This window comes from Bacillus sp. EKM206B, assembly GCF_011066015.1.
GTDB lineage: Bacteria > Bacillota > Bacilli > Bacillales > Bacillaceae > Bacillus > Bacillus velezensis.
Genome location: NZ_JAAMNL010000008.1, coordinates 141,314 through 159,058, shown reverse-complemented (window position 1 = coordinate 159,058; position 17,745 = coordinate 141,314). Strand labels below are relative to the sequence as shown.

Annotated in this window: 12 protein-coding genes; 4 read left to right on the top strand and 8 right to left on the bottom strand. The window is 47.8% G+C overall.

Annotated features, from left to right (window positions below; all coding sequences use genetic code 11):
- Positions 1-7,823, bottom strand: a 7,823-nt coding sequence (gene srfAA, locus G9F50_RS15505; RefSeq protein WP_165417777.1) for a surfactin non-ribosomal peptide synthetase SrfAA, incomplete at its 3' end; no start/stop codon positions are given.
- Positions 7,824-8,414: 591 nt separating this feature from the next.
- Positions 8,415-8,777, bottom strand: a complete 363-nt coding sequence (gene hxlR / locus G9F50_RS15500) for a transcriptional activator HxlR (RefSeq protein WP_007409352.1) — start codon at positions 8,775-8,777, stop codon at positions 8,415-8,417.
- Positions 8,778-9,008: 231 nt separating this feature from the next.
- Between hxlR and hxlA the strand changes: the two genes are divergently transcribed.
- The 4 genes from hxlA to G9F50_RS15480 all read left to right on the top strand — a co-directional run bounded on the left by hxlA (position 9,009) and on the right by G9F50_RS15480 (position 11,413).
- Entirely contained in the window at positions 9,009-9,644 is a 636-nt protein-coding gene (gene hxlA / locus G9F50_RS15495; protein ID WP_060563063.1) for a 3-hexulose-6-phosphate synthase, read from the top strand.
- A complete protein-coding gene (gene hxlB / locus G9F50_RS15490) occupies positions 9,641-10,198 on the top strand; it encodes a 6-phospho-3-hexuloisomerase (protein WP_007409354.1) in 558 nt (185 codons plus the stop codon). The genes hxlA and hxlB overlap by 4 nt, the downstream gene beginning before the upstream one ends.
- A gap of 358 nt (positions 10,199-10,556) precedes the next feature.
- Positions 10,557-10,994 carry a NucA/NucB deoxyribonuclease domain-containing protein gene (locus G9F50_RS15485; RefSeq protein ID WP_060563062.1) on the top strand — a complete coding sequence of 146 codons (438 nt, stop codon included), beginning with the start codon at positions 10,557-10,559 and terminating at the stop codon, positions 10,992-10,994.
- 20 nt (positions 10,995-11,014) lie between these two features.
- The gene (locus G9F50_RS15480) at positions 11,015-11,413 is read left to right on the top strand and encodes a competence protein ComJ (RefSeq protein WP_060563061.1); all 399 of its coding nucleotides are present in this window, start codon (positions 11,015-11,017) and stop codon (positions 11,411-11,413) included.
- A 40-nt stretch (positions 11,414-11,453) separates the two neighbouring features.
- Here the strand turns inward: G9F50_RS15480 and G9F50_RS15475 are convergent, their stop codons facing one another.
- The 6 genes from G9F50_RS15475 to G9F50_RS15450 all read right to left on the bottom strand — a co-directional run bounded on the left by G9F50_RS15475 (position 11,454) and on the right by G9F50_RS15450 (position 17,636).
- Positions 11,454-12,890 carry a glycoside hydrolase family 1 protein gene (locus G9F50_RS15475; RefSeq protein ID WP_060563060.1) on the bottom strand — a complete coding sequence of 479 codons (1,437 nt, stop codon included), beginning with the start codon at positions 12,888-12,890 and terminating at the stop codon, positions 11,454-11,456.
- Between the two features lie 104 nt (positions 12,891-12,994).
- Positions 12,995-13,318 carry a YckD family protein gene (locus G9F50_RS15470; RefSeq protein ID WP_060563059.1) on the bottom strand — a complete coding sequence of 108 codons (324 nt, stop codon included), beginning with the start codon at positions 13,316-13,318 and terminating at the stop codon, positions 12,995-12,997.
- A 71-nt stretch (positions 13,319-13,389) separates the two neighbouring features.
- Complete coding sequence (locus G9F50_RS15465; protein WP_007409358.1) at positions 13,390-13,824, bottom strand: RDD family protein; 435 nt, start codon at positions 13,822-13,824, stop codon at positions 13,390-13,392.
- 14 nt (positions 13,825-13,838) lie between these two features.
- On the bottom strand, positions 13,839-14,975 hold the full coding sequence (locus G9F50_RS15460) for a zinc-dependent alcohol dehydrogenase (protein ID WP_052827030.1): 1,137 nt from the start codon (positions 14,973-14,975) through the stop codon (positions 13,839-13,841).
- A gap of 64 nt (positions 14,976-15,039) precedes the next feature.
- On the bottom strand, positions 15,040-16,242 hold the full coding sequence (locus tag G9F50_RS15455; protein ID WP_060563058.1) for a GTP-binding protein: 1,203 nt from the start codon (positions 16,240-16,242) through the stop codon (positions 15,040-15,042).
- Positions 16,243-16,430: 188 nt separating this feature from the next.
- The gene (locus G9F50_RS15450; protein ID WP_014416869.1) at positions 16,431-17,636 is read right to left on the bottom strand and encodes an MFS transporter; all 1,206 of its coding nucleotides are present in this window, start codon (positions 17,634-17,636) and stop codon (positions 16,431-16,433) included.
- Positions 17,637-17,745: the final 109 nt, after the last annotated feature.

The window sequence follows — 17,745 nt, the reverse complement described above, 5'->3', positions numbered from 1 at the left end:
ATTTCCAAGGACGGTTTCGTCAAAATGCCGACACGTTCGTCAGCCGTGACGCCGCAGTCCATGAGAATGCGCGCGATCCGGTTCGCCCTTGCGTTCAGCTCGCCGTACGTCCATTTCGCGCCGTTATATGCCGCGGCCGGCCGGTTCGCGTAGCGGGCGGCCGTATCTTCAAAGAGACGGTGAACCGTTTTGTCCCGCGGCACAGAAAGTGTTTTTCCCTTCCATGCGTTGAGGAGAGCTTGTTTTTCTGTTTTATTCACCAATGAAAGCTCAGAAAGCTTCGCAGCCGGATTTTCCGCTGCGGCTTCTAACAGTTGAAGCCAGTAATGCTTCCATGTCTCTGCCGTTTCCGGTTTAAACAGCGCGGTGTTATATTCAAGCACAAACGTTAAAGCTTCGTCTGTGTCCTCAGCCGTCATTGTCAGGTCAAACTTGGCTGTTTTTCTGTCAAACGGATGGTGCTTCAGCTCAATTCCTTCCATGACCAGATCTTCCGCATTTGCATTTTGCATTGAGAATACCGCATCAAACAGCGGATTTCTGCTCGTATCACGCTGCACCTCAACCTTTTGCAGAAGGTCTTCAAGCGGATAATCCTGCGCGTCAAATGCATGTAAAGCGGTTTGTTTTACTTCTTTAAGATAGTCCGTGAACGTTTTGTCCGCTTCCGGATACGTACGAAGCGCGAGTGTATTCACAAAAACACCGATGACGTTTGCGAGATCCGCATGTGACCGTCCCGCAACCGGCGAGCCCACAATGATGTCATGCTGTCCGCTCAGTTTTGAGAGAAAGGCGCTGTATGACGCCAGCAGCACCATGTACATGGTAGAATCCGTTTGTTTCGCAAGACTGCGAAGAGCTGACGTCTGTTCCTCAGTCAGAGAAAAGACCAGCTTGTCTCCTTCAAAGGTTTGCACGGCCGGACGGCTGTAATCAGCCGGCAGCGTCAATACCGGAAGCTCGCCGTCAAGCTCCCGAAGCCAATGCTCCTCCTGCTTGCGGTACTGCTCTGATTGAATAAATTTCTGCTGCCATACCGCATAGTCTTTATAATGAATCCGCAGCGGCTCAAGCGTTTCGCCGCCATACAAGCGGGACAGTTCATCTATCAGCACGCCGACTGAAGCGCCGTCCGAAATGATATGGTGCATGTCAAACAGCAGCAGGTGGTCATGTTCAGCCAGCTTGACCAGTCCCGTTCTGACGAGAGGAAGCTGATCCAGGCGGAACGGCCGGATAAAGCTCTGAATAATCCGTTCAGCATCTTCTTCAGAGGCTTCATAATATTCCATGTCGATATCAGCTTCCGTCCATATGCGCTGAACCGTTTCCCCATCCTTTATGTCAAATGTCGTTCTGAAGGCTTCATGGCGTTCTGTCAGCTGTTTCATGACGGATTTCAGCTTTTCTGCATCAAGCTTTCCTTTTAAGCGGAGCACAGACGGCATGTTATAGCTTGTTTCAGCGCCTTCCAGCTGCTGAAGCACGAACATCCGCTTCTGCGGTGAAGAAACCGGATACGTTTCCCGCTCGGCCGCCGGTGCGATGCTCTCAGCCGCCTTCCGCTCAGCCCCTTCAATCAGCTGCGCCAGCCCCGCGGCCGTCGGAGAAGTGAACAGATCCTTTAAGGTAAGCTGCACGCCGAATGTCTTCTGGATAAGGGCCAGCAGTTTCATCCCCGCTAACGAGTGGCCCCCGATCTCAAAGAACTGATCATGGACGCCGACACGTTCCATTTGCAGCACCTCAGCCCAACTATCCGCCAGTTTTTGTTCTGTTTCATTGCGCGGCGCCGTATATGACACGGCATTCGCTGCGGTCACATCCGGCATCGGCAGCGCCCGCCTGTCGATTTTTCCGTTCCCTGTAAGAGGCAGTTCATCCAATTGAATAAAGACGGACGGAATCATATAAGCCGGAAGATCCTTCGCCGTATGCTCCCTCAGCTCCCGGGAAGAGATTTCCCTGAGGCCGACAACATACGCGCAAAGAAGTTTGTCACCCGCACCCTGATCCACAGCGAGCACAATACATTCCTGAATCTGGTCATGACTTTGGAGCTGATGCTCAATTTCGCCAAGCTCAATCCGCTGACCGCGGATTTTCACCTGATGGTCGATACGTCCGATAAACTCGATATCGCCATTCGGAAGCCATCTGGCCAAGTCGCCCGTTTTATACATCCGTTCACCTTCCTTAAACGGATGCTTTACAAATTTTTCTTCCGTCAGTTCAGGACGGTTGTAGTAGCCTTCTACGAGACCTTCACCGCTGACGCACAGCTCTCCCGCGATACCCGCCGGCTGAATGCGTCCGGCTGAGTTCATGATGAAGACTTCCGTATTGCTGACCGGTTTCCCGATCGGAACGGAGAGCGTATCCTCTTCAATGACATCCACCGGATGGTATGTCGCAAACACCGTGCTTTCCGACGGGCCGTACATATGAAGCAGTCTTCCTTTTCCGACTGCCGCAAGCGCCTTTTTGACATGTTCTACAGACGCTCTTTCGCCCCCGAACATGATTTTCCGAAGCATCGTCAGACAGGACGGCTCCATATCAACAAGCAGGTGGAACAGGGCCGTCGTAATCATCAGAATGCTGACGTTCTCCCGTTTGATCACACGGGACAGGCGTGACATATCCAGCACCGTATCTTTCGGGACGATCACAAGCTTTGCACCGTTTAACAGCGAACCGAACATATCAAACATAAAAGCGTCAAAAACGTAGTTTGACAGACCGAGCACTGTGTCCTCTTCAGAAACAGTCAAATAGTTCGTGTTTTTTACCGTCCGCAAAATGTTGGCATGTGTGACGATGTTTCCTTTCGGCGTTCCCGTCGTGCCTGATGTATAAGTGAGATTGGCAATCGTTTTGGAATCAAACGGCAATGCTGGATTGCGAGAGTCCTTTTCATAGCTCGCCTCATCATCAGCAAGCACAACGACGCCTTGAAAACCGGCCTTTTCCGCAAGCGGCTTGAGGCTTTGCTGAGTCAGGAGCACATTCGCCCCGCTGTCGCGGAAGAAATGCTGAATCCGCTGAACCGGATGCTCAGGATCAATCGGCACATAGGCGGACCCCGCTTTTAACACAGCCATAATGGAAACAATCATATCCATTGACCGTTCACACAGAACAGCCGCGGTTTTTCCGCCGCCTCCGACCGAAAGAATATGCCGCGCAAGCCTGTTGGCGCGTTCATTCAGCTGCTGATACGACAGGGTTTCCCCTTCGAACTGTAGAGCCGTCCGGTCAGGGTTCTTTCGGACTTGTTCTTCAAAGATCTGCACGATCGTTTGATCTTTCGGGTATACCGTGCGTTCCGGGTTGAACCGCTGTAATTGATTCAAAGCCTCCCGTTCAGAAAGCAGATCATATTCGCTGATTTTCGCATCCGGCTGAGCTGCCGCGCTTTCCAGCAGACGGACATAGTGCGCAAGCATGCGATCCGCAGTTGAGCGCTTAAACAGCTTCGTGCAATAATCCAAATCAAGCGCAATGCCTTCCGCTGTTTCCCGAGCCTGCATGGTCAGGTCGAATTTGGCGATATTGAAGTTTGTTTCATGAAGAGACAGCGTCAGATTACCGATCTCCGGAATTCCGTCGGAGGCGTTTTGCAGACTGAACATCGTGTCAAATATCGGATGCCTGCTCATGTCCCGGGGCACGTTCAGCTCCTCGGTCAGCCACTCAAACGGATAATCCTGATGAGAAAACGCATCCAGCACCTGCTTGCGCACATGACCTAACAAGCCGGCAAATGTCTGATCCTGCTTCACGGAGCTTCGCAGCGCAAGCGTGTTGACAAACATCCCGATAAGCCCCTCGGTATCGGAGTGATTTCTTCCCGCTGACGGTGTTCCCACGATGATGTCTTCCTGTCCCGAATACTTAGAAAGCAGCGTATAGTATGCTGATAACAGCACCATGTAAAGGGTGGCTCCGTTTTTCTCGGCAAGCTTCTGCAGCCGTTCCCGCAGCATTTTCGGCAGCTTGGCGGACACGCGGTCACCTTCAAAGCTTTGCACCTGCGGCCGCGGATAATCAGGGAGCAGCTGAAGCACCGGCAGTTCCCCGCTGAAGACTTCTTTCCAGTACGCCCGCTCCTTCTTGTAGCCTTCTTTCGCCCGTTCCGCCTGCCATACGGCATAATCTTTATATTGAATGCGCAATTCAGGCAGCTGATTTCCGCCGTAGATGTCAGCCAGTTCCTTCAGCATGATGGAAATAGACACCCCGTCAGAAATCAGGTGATGCATATCAAACAGCAGCAGATGGCGATTGTGACCGAGCGTTTGCAGGCCGATTCTGAACAGCGGCGCCTCAGATAAATCAAAACGGCGCACAAAGTCCTTCATGACCTGTTCATTCGTTCTTCCGCGCGCTTCGATCATTTCAATATGAAACGGAACATGCTCGCCAATCACTTGTCTCGGCGTGCCGTCCTCTGATTGAAACGATGTTCTGAGCGCTTCATGCCTGCTGATTAAGGCAGAAAATGCACGCTCAAGCTTTTCACGGTCTAAAGCGCCCTCAATCATGGCCGCAGCCGGCATGTTATATCCGACTCCCGCGTCTTCAAATTGGCTTGCGATATAAGTCCGCTGCTGAGCGAGCGAAAGCGGATAGCTCGCCTGCTTCTCAGCCGGCTCAATTGCATTGAATGCCGGTCCTTCGTTTCGGTTTTCCGCATAATCGGCAAGCGCCGCAATCGTCGGATGCTCAAACAAGTATTGCAGCGGAATTTCAACGCCCATTTGCTTATGAATTTTCGTCAGAAGCGTCATTGCCTTTAATGAATGACCGCCTGACTCGAAGAAATGATCATAAATGCCCGCCTTGTCCATTCCGAGGACTTCCTGCCAGATGACGGTGAGCATTTCCTCCGTTTCATTTCTCGGCGCGGCATATTCGGATGAGCTGACAGCCTGCACATCAAGCGCAAACAGCTTTTTGCGGTCCGCCTTCCCGCTCGGCGTGAGCGGAATTTCGTCCGTTTTTGTAAAGTAAGCGGGCACCATGTAATCAGGAAGGTGCTTGGACACATACTCCCTGTACTCGGCAGGGTGAAACTCGGTTCCTTTTTCCTGAACGATATATGCGCAGACATCTAAGCTGCCCTGCTGATCCGGCCGTGCCAGCACGACGGCCTGCGCCGCGCCCGGAGCTTTTCTGAGCACCGTTTCAATTTCTCCCAGCTCAATGCGGTAGCCGCGGACTTTCACCTGATCATCTTCACGGCCGATATATTCGATCGTCCCATCCGGCAGCCAGCGCGCCATATCACCCGTGCGGTACATGCGGCCGTTTCCGTTAAACGGATCCTGCAAAAACTTCTCTGCGGTCAAATCCGGAAGATTTAAATAGCCGCGGCCTACACCGTCACCCGCGATATACAGCTCACCGGCCGTGCCGTCGGGCTGAAGCCGCTGGTGCTTATCCAATATATACAGACGGGCGTTGCCGAGCGGTTTTCCGATCGGAACGTACGCCGCCTGTTGATTCATTCCGTTATCCGCTGACATCTGATGCACGGACGCATCTACGCACGTTTCTGTCGGCCCGTAGACATTCGTCAGACGCGGCGTCCTGCCCGATTGATGAAAGAGCGTCATCAGCTGTTCAGCAACAGCCGCGGACAAGCCCTCTCCCCCAATGAGCATGTGGCGCAATTCAATTCCGCTGACATCTCCCGCCGCAACCATCATCTGCAGATGCGCAGGCGTTCCGTCAGTGGCTTCAATCCGGTTTTGACGATAATAGTCCAGCAGTGCCGAGCCATTCGTTACAGTCGTTTTCGGCACGATATAAAGCGTCTGTCCCAAAAGAAGCGAGGCAAAAATCTGTTTGACGGACGCATCAAAATGAAACGGAGCCAAAAGCGCCATTCTTAAGGTCTGCTCACCGCATTGATAAATCTCCTGCTGCAGTGATTGCACCAGATGATGAACTTGCCGGTGCTCAATCATCACGCCTTTCGGCCGCCCCGTTGTACCTGACGTGTAGATGATGTAAGCCAGCCGGTCTGATTGTGTGCTGACACCGTCCGCAGCCGTCTCATACTGAACAGCCTCGTTAAAATCAATCCGTTCGGCATCCGCTGCGGGCGCCTGTATTCCGGCCTCCGTCAGAACAGCCTTCGCTCCGCTGTCCTCCAAAATGTACTGAATCCGATCCGCCGGAAAGTCAGGATCTATCGGCACATAGGCGCCGCCCGCTTTCAAAATTCCCAATATTGCCGCAATGACACGCTCAGAACGGCCAAGCAGAACCGCGACAGGAGAATCGGCTGATATCCCGGCTTGAAGAAGGCGTCCGGCAATACGGCCTGACTGTTCATGCAATGTGCGATAGGACAATGTTCGGCCTTCATACACAACCGCGGGTTTGTCAGACAGTGACTTCACTTTCTCTTCAAACAGCCCCGGTATCGTCATCTCTCCGCGGTAATTCACCGGATTGCCGGAGGCCCGTTTCAACAGCCGCTCTTTCTCGGATTCAGAAAGAAGAGTAAGTTCATCAATTATGCGATCAGGAGATGAAATCGCATCTTCAATCAGCGTGATCAAACGTTCAGAAACAGATTCAATCTCTTCCCCCTTGAAAATGTCGCTGCGATAGTCAAAATCAATTGTCAATTTCCCGGTGTCCCATCGTTCCTTCACATGAATTGAAATATCATTTGTACCGCTTCCGCTGAAAATAGGGTCTGTCAGGAAGGACAGATTCTCTTTTTTCTGCCACTGCATCACCTGGTACTCCAGAGCCACCGTAAACAATCTGCTCAGTGAACTTTTCGAAGCGCGCAAATCATTGACAAGCAGGTTATACGGATACTTTTGGTGGCGGAGAATTTTCATCAGATCCTTCATCCGGCCTTTAACGAATTCCAAGAACGACTGTCCTCCGTCAACGCTTGTCCGCACAGGCACCGTAGATACGAACATCCCGAGCATCTGCTTTTCTTTCGCATTCGTCCGGTTTCCCATAAACGTACCCGTGACAACGTCATCCCGGCCGGTCACTTTGTAGAGATAAGTGATCAGAGCTGACTGGAACAGAGACAGTACGCTGACTTTATGCTCCTCGCAGAATGAATGAATGCGGCCATATAAGTCGTGAGGAATTTCTTGAGAAAACCGTTTCGCATCAAGACCCGCATCTGCCTGGCTCCGTTTCAGGGACACAAGCTCCGGCACGGTCTCAAACTGCCCGTTCCAAAAATCCCGATCCTTTTTAAACCGCTTCGATTGCACATATTCCTGCTCTGTCAGCACGTGCTCGATAAAAGAAGGAATCTCCGTCTGTTCCTCACTTGTCCCGCCTGAAAGCTCCAAATAAATATCAGTAATCGCATTGCCCAGAATCGTCATGGAAATCCCGTCTGAAATAATGTGATGCACATTAGCGTAAAACCAGACCTCATTTTCACTGATCGTGTGCACGGAAAAACGGAATAAATCCTGATCATATAACGCCAGAGGCTTGCCAGCTTCTTCACGCCCCCATTTTGACAGCTCGTCCGCAGAGCAGCCGGCTTGCCTGATATCTGTGTGCCCGATAGAGAGCGGACGGTATTCGCTCACATATTGAACGGGCTCCCCCTCATCATCAAGCCGCAGACGGATTCTCATCGACTCATACCGCCGGACGAATTCCTGTATCGCTTTCTCAACGTAATGAGCCTGTACGCCGTCTTCAGAAATGAGTTTCCCGAACCCGGCAAGATTTGAAATACTTGTGTTCGGATAGAATTTTTCTGTATACCAGATACGTTTTTGAGCATTTGTTAAAGGATAAAAAGTTATTTCCATATGTGTGCGCCTCCCCTTTTTAAGATAAAGTTGTCAATTCTCCCTTAGAAACAGCCTCCCTCTATGTCCCTAACTCATTCTCAAGCCAAAAGAACCACTTACCTCCAAAAACGATCCCGATTCAATCACCGCCGAAATCCGTCATCCGTTCACCCGCGCAGTCCGAAATGCGGCATCAAATTTATGAGAAATCAAGACAAAAAGCCATTGATTGTAAGCACGAAAGGTTTACCTATTTCTGCATGTATTTCTATATATCTACTTACGTTCACTTTATATGAAAATATTGTTTTTATCACCGAAAAATGGGTGAAAAGTTTCATGCGGCACACCGAAAAAAAATCCGACAAATCCAGAGGGTATTTTGCGGCATCCCGCAATTTATTTTCAAAAATATTATTTACGTAAAATTAAAAATCTTTAAACTATAATGAAAATCTGTCAAATATCCAGTTATGGCAGAATGAGAAAAATTTACGTACGTAAGCTGACCCGGAAAAAACAGCGCAAGAACCGAAACAGACGGTCCGAACGTTCGCAATATGATTTCATTAAACCGCAAAAAAAGCACTCTATTTTACATAGAGCACTTCAAAAAGATTCCTTTATTGCAGTTTTATCAATGTTGATTAATTCCATATAATCTTTTCCCCACTTATACATGGCGTCCAAAATCGGCATAAGGCTTTCTCCTTGCGCCGTTAAAGAATACTCCACTTTCGGAGGGACGACAGGGTAAACTTCCCTGTGAACGATCAGATCCTGCTCCAGCTCCCTGAGCTGATTCACAAGAATTTTATGCGTAATATCCGGAATTAAAGCTTTCAGCTCATTAAACCGCTTCGTCCCTTCTTTTCCCAAGTGCCACATAATCAGCATTTTCCACTTCCCGCCTATCACGGCAAGCGTCAATTCCTTTTCGCAATTAAACGTTTTCTCATCCATTCGGCTCACGGGCCATTCTCCTTCCTCTTACTTTTTGTACGTTGATCATCTATTCATACACGCTTACTTTTTTACACAACTTTCATCAGTTTATACTACCACGCAGTTTTGCTGAAACAAAGCGCATTGCCTGCGGGGACAGTATCCTAAAAGTAACTATTAGACTTCAAAGTGCGTACTTCTCAACATGCGGGGCACTCTATAGAATGGAAATACATAAAAAAGAGGAGTGGATATAAAGTGGAATTACAGCTGGCATTAGACTTAGTGAATATCCCGGAAGCAATTGAACTTGTGAAAGAGGTCGAACAATATATAGATGTTGTAGAAATCGGCACTCCCGTTGTCATTAATGAAGGACTGAAAGCCGTGCAGGAAATGAAATCAGCCTTTCCTCACTTGAAAGTGCTTGCCGATCTTAAAATCATGGATGCAGGCGGTTACGAGATTATGAAAGCGGCAGAAGCGGGAGCCGACATCATCACCGTTTTAGGAGCGACAGACGACTCAACAATCAAAGGGGCGGTTGCCGAAGCAAAAAAACAGCAGAAAAAAATTCTCGTCGACATGATTAACGTAAAAAACCTTGAAACACGGGCAAAAGAAATTGACCAGCTCGGTGTTGATTATATTTGTGTTCACACAGGTTATGATCTTCAAGCAGAAGGAAAAAATTCATTCGAGGAACTGACGGCGATTAAAAAAGCGGTCAAGAGCGCTAAAACCGCAATTGCCGGAGGCATTAAACTTGATACGCTTCCTGAAGCCATCAAACAAAACCCAGATTTAATCATTGTCGGCGGAGGCATTACGGGAGCTGACAATAAAGCGGATGCTGCTGCTAAAATGAAACAGCTGATCACACAAGGATCATGAAAACGACTGAATACTTACATGAAATACTAAATGAAATATCCCGCACCGCAGCATTAATATCCGACAGTGAAGCTGACAAGCTTGCGGATCAGATTTTATCGGCAGATCAAATCTTCACGTCCGGAGCGGGACGTTCCGGCTTTATGGCTAAAGCGTTCGCCATGAGGATGATGCACATCGGTCTGAACGCTTACATCGTCGGTGAGACGCTTACCCCTCCCCTCCAAGAAGGCGGTCTCGTCATCATCGGCTCAGGCTCAGGCGAAACAAAAAGTCTGCTTCATACGGCTGAAAAAGCCAAAAGCCTTAACGGCATCATCACTGCATTAACGATTAACCCCGACTCAAGTCTCGGCAAACTTGCGGATCTTACAATAACGATTCCCGGCTCTCCTAAGGAAGAGACCGGCGGAGACAGAAAGACGATTCAGCCGATGGGTTCTTTATTCGAACAAACTCTTCTGCTGTTTTACGATGCGGTTATTCTAAAAATCATGGAGAAAAAAGAATTGAATTCAGCAGACATGTTTACAAAGCATGCGAATCTGGAATGATTTGCTGACGGCCTTCTTATCAGATGGCCGTCTTTTTATCGTCCTGTTGCGCACGGTGACAAGACGGCCAAGTTTTTCGGGTCGGACACTCGCAGACAAAGATATCCTGCGGTGAGCTTATCGCTATAATAAGTCAATTGACGATACACCCGCAACTATTCATTTCTGAATAGGGAAACGGCAAAAAACACTTTCTGATCGAATTTTTAATGAATAAAGTTGATTTGTGCGGATGGTTTTACAGATATTCAGCTGAATTTCGGCTGAGAAATATATTTTAACAGCTTTACAGCCGGCCGATTCTGCTTTATTCTTGGACCAGCTTTACAGCAATTAAAACTGGAGGTGATTGATACTCTTGAAAACATTAAAAGCACTGCTGCTTATTCTTATCATCATTGCCGGAGCAGTCGCGGCCCTGATCAAGGGTGATCTTTTCTCAGATAACGAGCAGACCGTTCAGAAGAGTGATTACGACAAAGTAATCTTATTTCCGTCCGATCGATATCCGGAAACAGCAAAGCATATTAAGGACGCGATAAAAGAAGGACATTCCAGCATATGCACCATTGACAGAGACGGAGTACATAAGCGGCGTGAGCAATCTCTTAAACATGTGCCCGTCAAAACGGGATACGATAGAGATGAATGGCCGATGGCGGTTTGTAAACAGGGCGGAAATAATGCCTCCGTAGAATATATTTCTCCGGCAGACAACCGCGGAGCCGGCTCTTGGGTCGGACACCAGCTTACCAATGATCCCGACGGAACGAGAGTATTATTTAAAATCAAGTAAAAAACAGGAGGAACAGCGCATTGAATAAATCATGGAAACCGCAAGAACTGGCCATTTCTTATCATCAATTTACAATCTTCCAAAAAGATTCAGAACCGCCTGTTATCGATTGGACCGATGAAGCCATTGAAAAAGGATATGCGGAAGCTGACGGAGCTGTTTCATTTGAGGCAAGGAGAAATACGAGGGCATTTATCGTCCTCAGGCTTAACACAAGTGAACCGGTACCATCCTATGAGAAAAAAGCGACTGTTCCCTTTGAGGCTGTAAAAGATGGAATTGAGATTGAAAGCGTGATGTCAAAGCGGCTTTCTTTTAATATTCCGAAAGGCCGATACAGCCTTACCTGTTATTCAGTGCCTGCCGAAATATCCGATCTTCATGCGGATACGTATATTATTGATGCAGCCGCAATGTAAAAGAAAGCCCTGAGAGAATCATATTTCTCTCAGGGAACTTTTATAAACTTTTACCGTTTGTTTCAATTACATTCTGGTACCAATAAAAACTTTTTTTCCTGATCCGTTTTAAATCCTTTTCATCTTCTTCATCTCGATTGATATACACAAAACCGTAGCGTTTTTGATAGCCATTCAGCCAGCTTAACAGATCCGTGAATGACCAGCTGCAGTAGCCGATGAGATGAACTCCGTCACTAATGGCCTCTCTGCACTGTTCAAGATGGGAGCGTAAATAGTCAATTCTGTAGTCATCCTGAATTGAGCCGTCTTCTTCTATTTTATCGAATTCCCCCAGCCCGTTTTCTGTTATAAAAACCGGCAGCTCATAGCGGCTCGTTATACGCCGGAGGCCGATGCGCAGACCTATCGGGTCAATCGTCCAATCCCAATTACTTGTCACGAGGTTAGGATTCTTTTTCGTTTTAAACAGCCCCGGTATACCGGTATCCTGGTTTGTCCCTTTCTGACCAGTCGTGTTCATTTTCCCCTCCGATACACCGTCAAGAGGATTTCTTTCGTACGTAATCGTCTGATAATAATTAACACCGATAAAATCCGGCTTGCCTTTTGCAAGCAATTCCATATCCCCGGCTTCAATGGCGGGCGCCCAGCCCTTTTCCTTTAAATAATTGAAAGGAATTTGCGGATAAGTCCCCCGGCAATACATATCAAGCCACCAATGGTTCATAAATTCCTCTGCGTTTTCAAATGCAGTTATGTCTTCAGGATGACTTGTAAGCGGATAAGCCGGTGAATAAGCGAAGCTCGGGCCGATCAAACCGTCAGGAACATATTGTCTGAAGGATTCAATCGCTTTGGCATTAGCTAAAAATGCGATATGATTCGCTTCATAAAATCGTTTTCTGTCCTTTACGCCGGGCGGATGTGCAGCTGTAATAAACCCGTTATGAAAATTATAATTCTGCTCGTTTAACGTGACCCAGTATTTCACCTTGCCGGCAAATCTTTTGTATAACGCAATGCAGTAATCATTAAAATCATCAATAATTTTTCTTGATTCAAAGCCGCCGTATTCATCCATCAGCGCCTGAGGCAAGTCCCAATGATAAAGAGTCAGCACCGGCTCAATATCGTTAGAAATCAATTCATCGATCAGGTCTTCGTAAAATGCGATCCCTGATTCGTTGATTTCCCCTCTGCCATTCGGAAAAATTCTCGGCCAGCTGACAGAAAAGCGGTAAGCTTTCAAACCCATTTCTGCCATCAAGGCGATATCTTCTTTATAACGCTCATAATGGCCGACTGCTGTATCGCCATTTGAGCCTTTAAACGTTTTACCCGGTATTTTCGTGAATAAGTCCCATACTGAAGGTCCTTTACCGTCTTTATTCCAGGCTCCTTCAACCTGATAGGCAGCCGAGGCTGACCCCCATAGAAATGTATCAGGGAACAGGCCCTGTTTTTTATGTAACATGTGTTTCATCCTCCTGATGCGTATGATATTGATATCATACGTTATGAAACGCGTTTCAGAGCAATCCCGATAAAAACAAAAAAAGCATCCGGCTTGCCGGATGCTTAAGAATGATGATGCCGTTTTTCCAATTTATGAGGCGGAGGCTTCGGGACAAACCCATTTCGTTTCATCATGTTAAAGCGCCTGTCCATATGCTGTTTAATATGTTCTGCTTTTTCTTTCGGCAGGACTCCGTACTCAACATATTTGGATATGACATGTTTTCGTTTTTCGAGCACTTCTTTTTCAAGTGATTCAATTTCTTTTTTCTGCTGTTCCGTGAGTGACATGGTTGAAGGCATTTTTGTTCCGGCGGCGTGTGCCGGCATTGTGAAAACCATTGCTGTAATGAAAAACGCAGCTAAAAACAATGCAGCTTTTTTCATGACTCTTTCCTCCTTTAACGTTTGTTATATGTTGCTCCCTCATCCATTTTTTATGCAAAAAAAGAGCGAAATTATTCGCTCTTTTCAATCGATTCGTCCGGCAGCGCGTATGTGACATACGTTCCCGCTACAAAATCGTGGATTGACCGTCTGTCTTCTCTCATTCCGACCATGAATGCGCTCACGATCACACCGATTCCAAACGTCACGCCATATATCAGGCCGCCCACAAGCACTCTCAAAATCATAGTGAGAAAGCCTACCTGAGTGCCGTCTTTTTTGACGATGCGGATACCGCAGATCTTTTTGCCGATAACATAACCGTTCCAGTATACAGGGAGCAAAATAGCATAAAGAGTCAAAATGATGCTGATCATTGTGCTCTCATTCGGATCTTTTCCTGTTGCCAGCATAAAAATAATCGCCAAAGGCACTGAAGTAATTAAATAGTCGAGTACCACGGCTCCCAATCTGATCCAAAATCCCGCCGGTCTGTAAATATTCATCGTGTTTCTCCTCGCTATGGCTTTAAAATCACTTTAATGTTGCCATCTTCTTTTTTGTCAAATATATCATATGCAGCAGGAGCTTCCGCAAGACTCATTTTGTGTGTAATGATATCCGTCGGATCAATTTCATTTTGTTCGATCATTTGATACAGCATCGGCATCAGATGAATAACGGGTGCCTGGCCCATTTTTAAAGAAACGTTGCGTGTGAAAAAATCACCGAGCGGAAAGCCGTCCGCTTCAGAAATGTATGCGCCCGTGAGCTGCACGGTTCCGAACTTCTTAACGGCTTCTGATGCTGTAAGAATCGGACTGATCGTTCCGAACTGATTCGGTTTTTGCTCTGCTTTTTCTTTTGAAAGCGGCGTGCCGTCCATTCCGACACAATCAATCACTACATCCGCGCCCCCTGACGTTTGTTCATGCAGCAGTTTCCCGATCTCATCATGTTCTGAAAAATTGAAGGTCTCTGCTCCGTTTATGCGTCTCGCATGTTCAAGGCGGTGCGGGACTTGATCAACTGCGATAACCCGTTTAGCTCCTTTTTTCCACGCGAATTTTTGCGCCATTAAGCCGATCGGACCTGATCCCAGAATCACGACTGTATCTCCTTTTTTCACTCCGCTGTGCTGGACGCTCCAAAAGGCGGTCGGCATGACATCTGACAGAAGCAGCACCTGCTCATCTTCAAGCTCACTGTCTGCCGGAACCAGAAAAGAAGAGAAATCAGCATAAGGAACACGTAAATATTCAGCCTGCCCGCCGGGATAATTACCGTTAAACTCCGAAAAACCGAATAAGCCGCCGGCATCTGTATGAGGATTTGGATTAGATTCATCACACTGGCTTTCCATCTGGTGCTTGCAGTAATGACATTCTCCGCAGCCGATGTTAAAAGGAATCACGACCCGGTCGCCTTTTTTCAGCTTTTTGACTTGACTGCCCGTTTCTTCCACGATTCCCATCGGCTCATGCCCGACAATATAACCCGGATCGGCGGGTATTCCGTTTTTATATAAATGAAGGTCTGAACCGCATATCCCGGTTGCGGTGATTCGAACGATGACATCTCTCTCATCTTGAATGGCGGGTGCCGGGACTTCTTTCACTTCCATATGTTCTTTTCCTTGGTATGTCAATGCTTTCACACTTGGTCAGCTCCTTTTTCATCACTCCTTCCCTTTTCACCTGCTTCTAAACTTGGCCGGTATGTTATTCGGCCCGCTGAATATCCCATTGAAAAGGATCTTCAAGCTGCGACCAATCAGAATCGAACTCAGACGGCGTGAGCAGGCACTGATCCAATTCCTTTGTAATGGCGGCTTCATCTAAATCTGTTCCGATAAACACCAAGTTCGTATGACGATCTCCGAATTGGTCGTCCCAATCTTCCAGAATCTCCGGTTCCTGCTGTTTGATCTGCTCCTGCTCAAGTTTCGGCATTGCCGCCACCCAATAAGAAACAGGCTCAATCGAAACCGCCGGACCCGCCTGAGACATCAGCAGCGCAAGGCTGTTGCGGGTTGCGCACCAAGCAATTCCTTTTGCGCGCACAATGTTGTCAGGCATTGATTGATGCAGCCAGCTGTCAAAACGAACGGCATGAAACGGCAAACGCCGCGAGTACACAAACGAAGTGATACCGTACTCTTCCGTTTCGGGAGTGTGCGCTTCATGACCTGCCGTCAGCTCCTTTATCCATCCTGCTGATGAACTCGCTTCCTCAAACTCAAATAAACCGGTATTCAATATGGATTCGGCGGGCACTTCTCCGCGGACGGACCGGATCAGTCTGGCGCGGGGCTGTAATGCGCGAAGGACCGTTTCCAGCTGTTCAAGCTCTTTTTCGCCCACCATGTCGCATTTATTTAAAATGAGCACATCACAAAACTCGATTTGGTCAATTAATAAATCGGCAATCACCCGTTCATCCTCTTCTCCCGCCGCTTCCTTCCGGTCAAGAAGGCTGTCACCGGACTGGAAATCATGCCAGAAGCGGTTTGCATCCACCACGGTCACCATTGTGTCCAGCCTGCAGAATGTTGTCAGATCAATGCCCATTTCTTCATCTATATAAGAAAATGTCTGGGCAACGGGAATCGGTTCGCTGATCCCTGTTGATTCAATCACAATATAATCAAATCTGCCGTCTTTCGCGAGTTTCTCAACTTCGACTAATAAATCTTCACGCAGCGTGCAGCAGATACAGCCGTTGGATAATTCCACGAGTTTCTCATCCGTCCTTGACAAGCCGCCTCCCTGCTTCACCAAGCCCGCGTCTATATTTACTTCGCTCATGTCATTGACGATGACGGCAATTTTTAAACCGCTGCGGTTTTGTAAAATATGATTCAAAACGGTCGTCTTTCCGGCACCAAGATAGCCGCTCAATACTGTAACCGGAATTTTTTTCATAAAATAGCCTCCTGACAAAATAGAATGATTACGATTTACATTCCGCACCTGCCCTTTTTTCATCATGATATACATTATTATAAATCGTAATCGTTACTATTTATTCTGATATATTCTCCGTTTAAAATCAAGTGAAAAATAATCAATCATAAAAAAGACACGCTGTCATACGTGTCTTCCGCCCAAACTTAAACATCCGCAGGACTGTTTTCAGTGCCATAGCTTTTTCTCCAAAAATAGCCTGCGGCCAGAACAAGCACAAATGCGAGCAATGCGATACATGAGAAAGAGATAAAACCGATCGCATACGTTCCTGTCATCTGCTTCAATGATCCTAAAATATTCGGAAGGAAAAAACCCCCTATGCCGCCGGCTGCTCCGACGATTCCCGTCACCATTCCGATTTCTTTTGCAAAGTGCTGAGGGACAAGCTGAAATACCGCTCCGTTGCCCATACCGAGCGCCATCATTCCGATAAACAGCAGAACGATCACCGTTGAAAGCGGAGGCAGGCTGCTGACTCCCGCCATACACAGAGCCGCGATGACAAACAGTACAGCCAGAACTTTCGCACCTCCCGCCCGATCTGAAATCCAGCCTCCTGCAGGGCGAAAAAAACTGCCCGCTGCGACACATATTGTGACGAAATCACCGGCATGGATTTTTGACAATTGATATTGATCAACGAAAAAAATCGCCAAAAAACTTGATAATCCCACAAAACCTCCGAAAGTGACGCCGTACAGAAGACAGAAACACCATGTTTCCTTCTGCCTGAACACGTGAAGGTAGTTTTTAAGCGGCTGCGGTGCGGGCTGTGCAGGAGAGTCCTTCGCCATGACGATAAACAGTATAAAAACGATCATCAACGGAAGAAGCGCAATTCCCATTACACTGTGCCACCCAAACTGTTCCGCAAGGCGGGGGCCGAACAATGTCGCAAACAAAGTGCCGCTGTTGCCGGCACCTGCTATCCCCATCGCAAGCCCCTGCAAGTGAGGCGGATACCACCGGCTCGCCATCGGAAGCGCAACAGCAAAACTTGCGCCCGCTACGCCCAGCAGAATGCCGATCGCATACAGCTCAGTCAAAGAACGGCCGCCGAATGCCCCCCAAAGCAGCGGGATCATCGTGATCAGCATCCCGATCACGGCTGTTTTCTTCGGCCCGATCCTGTCCGTTAACACACCTAAAATGATCCGAAACACAGATCCTGATAAGATCGGCAGAGCCACGACAAACCCTTTTTCAAAAGAAGATAACCCGAAATCCTGAGAAATATAAACGCCGAGCGCCCCCAGCATTACCCAAATCATAAAACTCACATCAAAATATAAGAAGGAACAGAGCAGAGTGAGCGGATGACCGCTTGTTTTTAATTCCGACAGCTTCATAACATTCTCCTTTCCGGTCTTCTATCATTTCAAATTGCTGAATCAAGAATATATGACCGGCATTCACCGGAAAAGACATGTGTAAGATAATGCGACACATTTAATGCGT

Coding starts and splice junctions, on each gene's coding strand:
- G9F50_RS15455 (WP_060563058.1), bottom strand. CDS start 16,242: ATGAAAAAAATTCCGGTTACAGTATTGAGCGGCTATCTTGGTGCCGGA.
- G9F50_RS15465 (WP_007409358.1), bottom strand. CDS start 13,824: ATGAATATTTACAGACCGGCGGGATTTTGGATCAGATTGGGAGCCGTG.
- G9F50_RS15450 (WP_014416869.1), bottom strand. CDS start 17,636: ATGAAGCTGTCGGAATTAAAAACAAGCGGTCATCCGCTCACTCTGCTC.
- G9F50_RS15470 (WP_060563059.1), bottom strand. CDS start 13,318: ATGAAAAAAGCTGCATTGTTTTTAGCTGCGTTTTTCATTACAGCAATG.
- G9F50_RS15475 (WP_060563060.1), bottom strand. CDS start 12,890: ATGTTACATAAAAAACAGGGCCTGTTCCCTGATACATTTCTATGGGGG.
- hxlB (WP_007409354.1), top strand. CDS start 9,641: ATGAAAACGACTGAATACTTACATGAAATACTAAATGAAATATCCCGC.